The sequence below is a fragment of the Cupriavidus sp. SK-3 genome (assembly GCF_000611145.1).
Taxonomy (GTDB): Bacteria; Pseudomonadota; Gammaproteobacteria; order Burkholderiales; family Burkholderiaceae; genus Cupriavidus.
In genome coordinates, this window is record NZ_JFJV02000192.1 from 61,553 (window position 1) to 67,936 (window position 6,384).

At 64.5% G+C, this 6,384-nt stretch carries 5 protein-coding genes and 1 pseudogene; 4 read left to right on the forward strand and 2 right to left on the reverse strand.

What is annotated here, in order from left to right; genetic code table 11:
- Window positions 1-51: 51 nt before the first annotated feature.
- Complete coding sequence (locus CF70_RS18650; protein ID WP_035867739.1) at window positions 52-1,290, reverse strand: branched-chain amino acid ABC transporter substrate-binding protein; 1,239 nt, start codon at window positions 1,288-1,290, stop codon at window positions 52-54.
- 149 nt (window positions 1,291-1,439) lie between these two features.
- Complete coding sequence (locus CF70_RS18655; protein ID WP_035867743.1) at window positions 1,440-3,065, reverse strand: 3-(methylthio)propionyl-CoA ligase; 1,626 nt, start codon at window positions 3,063-3,065, stop codon at window positions 1,440-1,442.
- 317 nt (window positions 3,066-3,382) lie between these two features.
- Between CF70_RS18655 and CF70_RS18660 the strand changes: the two genes are divergently transcribed.
- The 4 genes and pseudogenes from CF70_RS18660 to CF70_RS38980 all read left to right on the forward strand — a co-directional run.
- The gene (locus CF70_RS18660) at window positions 3,383-5,023 is read left to right on the forward strand and encodes a protein adenylyltransferase SelO (protein ID WP_152561850.1); all 1,641 of its coding nucleotides are present in this window, start codon (window positions 3,383-3,385) and stop codon (window positions 5,021-5,023) included.
- A gap of 102 nt (window positions 5,024-5,125) precedes the next feature.
- Window positions 5,126-5,572: a peptide-methionine (R)-S-oxide reductase MsrB gene (gene msrB / locus CF70_RS18665; protein WP_035867745.1), complete on the forward strand. Its 447-nt coding sequence runs from the start codon at window positions 5,126-5,128 to the stop codon at window positions 5,570-5,572.
- 70 nt (window positions 5,573-5,642) lie between these two features.
- Complete coding sequence (locus CF70_RS18670) at window positions 5,643-6,182, forward strand: septation protein A (protein WP_035867747.1); 540 nt, start codon at window positions 5,643-5,645, stop codon at window positions 6,180-6,182.
- A 15-nt stretch (window positions 6,183-6,197) separates the two neighbouring features.
- Window positions 6,198-6,384: pseudogene (locus CF70_RS38980) on the forward strand (hypothetical protein); the annotation flags it as partial.

Genomic DNA, 6,384 nt, shown 5'->3' on the forward strand with positions numbered 1-6,384 from the left:
AGGATCGGGCTGGCGCGCCGGACCTGGCCGCGCTGCCCGCCAAGCGCAGGCTTAGCCCGGGCGCTTCATCTGGCAGGAGGTCGGCTGCGCTGCCACATACTGGTCCATCAGCGCATCGGTCTTCCAGCCAAAGCCGGTGTTTTCCTGGTCGAACTTGATCTCCTTGCCGTCGACCTTGGTCCAGGTAGCCACCACCAGCGACTGCTGGGCCTGGTGGTCCGAACCGCGCATCTCCACCGTACCGTTCAGGCTGTCGGCCTTCATCCCTTCGAGCGCCTTGGCCACCTTGACCGGATCGGTCGACTTGGCGTCCGTGAACGCCTTGCCCAGCATGGCGATGCCGGTGTAGGCGGCCATCACGTAGAAGTCGTCGTTGTACTTCTTCTTGAAGCCTTCGATGACATCGCCGCCCTTGAAGCCCTTGTTGTTGGGGTTGTAGTAGCCGACGTACTTGACACGTCCGGCTTCCGACGGCCCCATGGCGGTCGGCACGCCGGTGGTGGCGCCGTAGTAGGTGTAGTAGTTGGTGGTCAGGCCTGCGTCCTTGCCAGCCTTGATCAGCAGGGCCAGGTCGCTGCCCCAGTTGCCGGTGATCACGGTGTCGGCGCCGGAGGCCTTGATCTTGGCCGCGTACGGGGCAAAGTCCTTGACCTGGGCCAGCGGGTGCAGGTCGTCGCCGACGATCTGGATGTCCGGACGCTTGCGCTTCAGGTAGTCCTTGGCGGCGCGCGCCACCTGGTGGCCGAAAGAGTAGTTCTGGTTGATCAGGTAGACCTTCTTGACGCCGGGATCCTTGGCCAGGTAAGTGGTCAGCGCCTCCATCTTCATGTCGGAGTTGGCGTCCAGGCGGAAGTGCCAGTAGTTGCACTTGCTGTTGGTCATGTCCGGGTCCACCGCGGCGTAGTTCAGGTAGACGATCTCCTTGCCCGGATTACGCTCGTTGTGCTTGGCCACCGCGTCTTCCAGCGCCAGGCCCACCGAGGAGCCGTTGCCCTGCACGATATAGCGGATGCCCTGGTCCACCGCCTGCTTGAGGATGGTCAGGCTTTCCTGCGGCGAGAGCTTGTTGTCGAAGCCAACCACTTCAAACTTGTGCCCGCCACCCCAGTTTTTCTGGTTGGCGATGTCGGCGACGAACTGCCAGCTCTTGAGCTGGTTCTGGCCCACCGGCGCCATCAGGCCGGACAGCGGATCGATAAAGGCGATCTTCACCGTATCGGCAGCCGCAACCCCGGAACCCATTGCCGCGAAAATGGCCGTGGCGGCCACGAGCGGACGCAATCTGATCATGCTTGTCTCCTTCGGTTTTATTGTTGGCTGTAATTTCCGGTTCGCGGCGGCGCCCTCTCCCGAAACCTCGGCGCGCCTCGAACCTTCGTGCAGGCGCCGACCGTATGGCCGGCAAGGATTGGCGGCTCTGTGGCCGCCTTCGCTTGGGGTCAGGCCGCCGGCAGGCGGTAGTCCTTGAATTGCTCGCGCAGCTTGAGTTTCTGCATCTTGCCGGTGGCGGTCAGCGGAATCTCGGTAACAAAAGCCACATCGTCGGGGATCCACCATTTGGCGACCTTGCCTTCGAAGTATTTGAGCAACTCCTCGCGCGTCACCTCGGCACCGGGCCGCTTCATCACGACCAGCAGCGGGCGCTCATCCCATTTGGGGTGATAGCAGGAAATACAGGCCGCCATATGCACCGCGGGATGGGCGGCTGCCACGTTCTCGATATCGATCGAGGAGATCCACTCGCCGCCGGACTTGATCACGTCCTTGCTGCGGTCGGTGATCTGCATATAGCCGTCGGGATCGATGGTGGCCACGTCGCCCGTGGGGAACCAGCCATCCACCAGCGGCGAAGCGTCGTTGCGGTAGTAATGCTCGATCACCCAGGGACCGCGCACGTGCAGGTCGCCGAAGGCCTTGCCGTCCCAGGGCAGTTCGTTGCCGTCGCCGTCGACAATCTTCATGTCCACGCCGTAGATCACGCGGCCCTGCTTTTCCTGGATCTTCTGCCGCTCGTCTTCCGGCAGGCCGTCGTGGCTAGCCAGCAGGCTGCATGACGTGCCAAGCGGCGACATCTCGGTCATGCCCCAGGCGTGGATGGTTTCCACGCCCAGTTCCTTGAGCGTGCGGATCATGGCCGGCGGCGCCGCCGAGCCACCGATCACGGTGCGATGGAACGTGGAGAACTTGAGCTTGTTGGCCTGCACGTACTGCAGCAAGCCCAGCCACACCGTGGGCACGCCGGCCGAGAAGGTCACCTTCTCCTGCTCGAACAATTCGTAGAGCGAGGCGCCGTCGAGCTTGGCGCCCGGCAGCACCAGCTTGGCCCCGACCAGCGGCACCGAATACGGCAGGCCCCACGCGTTGACGTGGAACATCGGCACCACGGGCAGGATCACGTCGCGCGCCGAGCACCCCAGCGCATCCGGCAGCGCGGACGCGTAGGAATGCAACACGGTGGAACGGTGCGAATACAGCGCGCCCTTGGGGTTGCCGGTGGTGCCGGAGGTGTAGCACAGGCTGGACGCTGTGTTCTCGTCGAACTGCGGCCAGGCGTAGTTGCCGTCCTGCGCGTCGATCAGGTCTTCGTAGCACAGCAGCGGCACCTTGGCGTCGGCCGGCATGTGCGCGCGGTCGCTCATCATCACCCAGCCCTTCACGCCCGGGCAATGCGCCGCCACGCCTTCCACCAGCGGCAGGAAGGTGGCATCGAAGAAGACGTACTGGTCCTCGGCGTGATTGATGATGTAGGCGACCTGCTCAGGGAACAGGCGCGGGTTGACGGTATGGCATACCGCCCCCGAACCCGACACCGCGTAGTAGATCTCCAGGTGACGATAGCCATTCCAGGCCAGCGTGCCGACACGGTCGCCCGACTGCACGCCCAGCGCGGCAATGGCCTGGGCCAGTTTGCGGGCACGCAGCTCGCAGTCGCGGTAGGTATAGCGGTGCAGATCGCCTTCGGTCCGTCGCGAGACGATTTCCGTGCCGCCATAATGGCGTGCGGCGTGCTTGATGATGGAGGAAATGAGCAGGGGTTCGCTCATCATTTGACCCATCAATGCCATGGAATAGTCTCCTGAAATTTTTTGAGATTCACCAGAAAAACGAACAACCGTTCTATTTTTTGGCCGATTGTTGCCATCCATTGATGAAACGTCAACGGGAATCCGTTGTGCAGCGCCATATCCGGAAGGCTGGGTTGCTGCACTCCGGCCCCATCGCGGTGCGTCGGGGACGGGACTTAAGGAATAACCGGAAACATTGTGGTGGCAACGGCGGTCAGAGATGCGAACGACGGCGTGGAAGTACAATACCGCCTGCCATGTTGCACCTCAACATGTCGTTTTCCCTAGCCTGCAAGCGCACTTGCGAGAAATTCGACATGCTGGCGCTGCAGTGCCCAGCCACCCACAGTGATGCCTCAGTGAACTCTCCCGAGCCAACCGGCGCCCCCCGCGCCTTGCCTGAAGCCGCCAGCCCCGCCCAACCGGACGCGGCCGCGGCCGTCCCGCCGTTCACGACCGTGCCCGGCTTTGCCGACCTGGGAGCGCGCTTCTTTACCCGGCTTGCCCCGACGCCGCTACCCTCCCCACGGCTGGTAAGCGTGTCGCCGGCGGCCGCCGGCCTGCTGGGCTGGAACGCGGATGATGCAACACAGCGTAGCTTCATCGAAATTTTTGCAGGAAATCACGTGCCCGAGTGGGCGGATCCTCTTGCCAGCGTCTATTCCGGCCACCAGTTCGGCGTCTGGGCCGGCCAGCTGGGCGACGGGCGCGCGATCCGCCTGGCCGAAGCGCGCACCGCCGGCGGCCCCTGGGAAATCCAGCTCAAGGGCGCGGGCATGACGCCTTACTCGCGCATGGCAGACGGCCGCGCCGTGCTGCGCTCCTCGATCCGTGAATACCTGTGCTCGGAAGCCATGTTCGCGCTGGGCGTGCCCACCACCCGCGCCATGTGCATCGTCGGCTCGGACGCTCCTGTGCGGCGCGAAACCATCGAGACCGCCTCCGTGGTGACACGGCTGGCGCCCTCCTTCATCCGCTTCGGCCATTTCGAGCATTTCGCCGCGCGCGAGGATATCGGCGCGCTGCGCCAGCTCGCGGACTTCGTCATCGACCGCTTCATGCCGGAATGCCGCGAAGACAGGCAGCCCTACCAGGCGTTGCTGCGCGAAGTCTCGCTGCGCACCGCGGACCTGATGGCGCATTGGCAGGCGACAGGCTTCTGCCACGGCGTGATGAATACCGACAATATGTCGATTCTCGGCCTGACCATCGACTATGGCCCCTTCGGCTTCCTCGATGCCTTCGACGCCAACCACATCTGCAACCACACGGACACGCAGGGCCGCTACGCCTACAGCCAGCAGCCGCAGGTTGCGTTCTGGAACCTCCATTGCCTGGCCCAGGCCCTGATGCCGCTGTGGCGCGAAGGCGATGGCAAGGGCGAAGGCGAAGCCGGCAAGGCCGCCACCGATGCCGCGGTGCAAGCCGCGCGCGCCGCGCTCGATCCGTTCCGCGAGCGCTATGCCGCGGCCTTCTTCCGGCAATACCGCGACAAGCTGGGCCTGCGTCCGACGGGCGCCGGCGACGAGGACGACGAACCGCTGCTGACCGACCTGTTCCAGTTGCTCCACACACAGCGCGTGGACTACACCTTGTTCTGGCGCAACCTCGCCCGCATCTCTTCCGTCGATGGCAGCCAGGATGCGCCGGTGCGCGACCTGTTCCTGGATCGCGCGGCATGGGATGCCTGGGCCGACAAGTACCGCGCACGGCTGCGTGCCGAGAACTCCGTCGACGCCGCGCGGGCGGTGGCCATGCTGGCGGTCAACCCCAAGTACGTACTGCGCAACCACCTGGCCGAAACCGCCATCCGCCGCGCTCGCGAGAACGATTTCAGCGAGGTTGACCGTCTGCTGGCTGTGCTGTCGCGCCCTTTCGACGAGCAGCCCGAGGCGGAAGGCTATGCCGCGTTGCCGCCGGACTGGGCCGCGGGACTGGAAGTGAGCTGTTCGTCATAAGGACGCGGCCACGCTGTAAGGATTGGCAGTCGAGATACGACCAACTGGCCGTGGGTGACGAAAAGCGATCGTTTCCCAGCCAACCAGAAAGGAAAGCCGGATATGACCACGCAAAAGACCGAAGCCGAGTGGCGCGAGCAACTCTCCGACATCGAATACCGCGTTGCCCGCGAGGCGGCCACCGAAAGGCCCTTCACCGGCCGCTACTGGGACCACTGGGAGCGTGGCACCTATCGCTGTGTCGGCTGCGGCACGCCGCTGTTCGAAGCCAGCACCAAGTTCGACGCCGGTTGCGGCTGGCCCAGCTACTTCCGCCCCATCAACGGCGAGGTGATCGATGAGCACACCGACCGCACCCACGGCATGGTACGGGTGGAAGTCCGCTGCAAGGAATGCGGCAGCCATCTCGGCCATGTTTTCGAAGATGGCCCCGCGCCCACCGGTCTGCGCTACTGCATCAACTCGGCTGCGCTAAAATTCGATGAGCGCGACCCCGCCGACTTCGATGCGGGTGACGCCGCGCCGACATCGCCCGACACGCCGCGCTAAGCCCGAACCGCCCGCGCGGCGGTTCGCCGCCAACCCTGCCCTCGACCTCGCGTCGCTCAATCCAGTCCGCATGAAATTCCTGTTCGACCTGTTTCCGGTCATCCTGTTCTTCGTCGCCTTTAAGTTTGCGGGCATCTACGCCGCCACCGGAGTGGCCATCGCCGCCACCGTGGTGCAGATCGGCTGGGTCTGGCTGCGCCACCGCAAGGTCGAGCCGATGCAGTGGGTCAGCCTGGTGATCATCTCGGTGTTCGGCGGCGCCACGCTGCTGCTGCACAACGAGACCTTCATCAAGTGGAAGCCCACCGTGCTGTACTGGCTGTTTGCCGCCACGCTGACGCTGTCGGCGCTGATCTGGCGCAAGAACCTGATCCGCGCCATGCTGGGCAAGCAGGTGACCATGCCGGAAGCCGCCTGGGGCAAGCTCAACGCCGCCTGGGCCGCCTTCTTCGCCGTGATGGGCGTGGTCAACCTCTACGTGGCGTACCAGTTCTCCACCGATGCCTGGGTCAATTTCAAGCTGTTCGGCAGCATGGGCCTGATGCTGGTGTTCATCCTGGCGCAAAGCGTCTGGCTGTCGCGCCACATGCAGGAAAACACCTCCGAGTAAGCGCCCCGGCGGGCCATTCCCGCCGCGCCTTCCAAGACTGACCTTCCGGCTCCGGCCGGGCTCCCACCAGGACAAGCACAAACGCCGATGACCGCAGAACCCGCACAAATCGAAGCCCTGCTGCGCGCAGCCCTTTCTCCCTCCCGTGTAGAGGTACGCGACGACAGCGCGCTGCACGCCGGCCATGCCGGCGCCCCCCCCC

What these genes read in the sequence shown, in the direction of transcription:
- CF70_RS18650 (WP_035867739.1), bottom strand. Translation starts at nt 1,290, where the DNA reads ATGATCAGATTGCGTCCGCTCGTGGCCGCCACGGCCATTTTCGCGGCA.
- CF70_RS18655 (WP_035867743.1), bottom strand. Translation starts at nt 3,065, where the DNA reads ATGGCATTGATGGGTCAAATGATGAGCGAACCCCTGCTCATTTCCTCC.
- CF70_RS18660 (WP_152561850.1), top strand. Translation starts at nt 3,383, where the DNA reads ATGCTGGCGCTGCAGTGCCCAGCCACCCACAGTGATGCCTCAGTGAAC.
- msrB (WP_035867745.1), top strand. Translation starts at nt 5,126, where the DNA reads ATGACCACGCAAAAGACCGAAGCCGAGTGGCGCGAGCAACTCTCCGAC.
- CF70_RS18670 (WP_035867747.1), top strand. Translation starts at nt 5,643, where the DNA reads ATGAAATTCCTGTTCGACCTGTTTCCGGTCATCCTGTTCTTCGTCGCC.